1 rRNA gene is annotated in these 246 nt (G+C 57.3%); it reads left to right on the top strand.

Annotation, left to right across the window (positions count from 1 at the left end):
* A 23S ribosomal RNA gene (locus tag B7P34_RS36555) occupies window positions 1-246 on the top strand; the annotation flags it as partial.

Raw genomic sequence — 246 nt, 5'->3', positions numbered from 1 at the left:
ACCAGGAGGTTGGCTTAGAAGCAGCCACCCTTGAAAGAGTGCGTAATAGCTCACTGGTCAAGTGATTCCGCGCCGACAATGTAGCGGGGCTCAAGCGTACCGCCGAAGTCGTGTCATTACAGCAATACTCCCAACGGAGGCTGTGATGGGTAGGGGAGCGTCGTGTGCCGGGTGAAGCAGCCGCGGAAGCGAGTTGTGGACGGTTCACGAGTGAGAATGCAGGCATGAGTAGCGATACACACGTGG

Source organism: Streptosporangium nondiastaticum (assembly GCF_003011965.1).
GTDB lineage: Bacteria > Actinomycetota > Actinomycetes > Streptomycetales > Streptomycetaceae > Streptomyces > Streptomyces nondiastaticus.
Note: the sequence above shows the minus strand (reverse complement) of the source record. Positions and strands in the feature narration are given on the sequence as shown.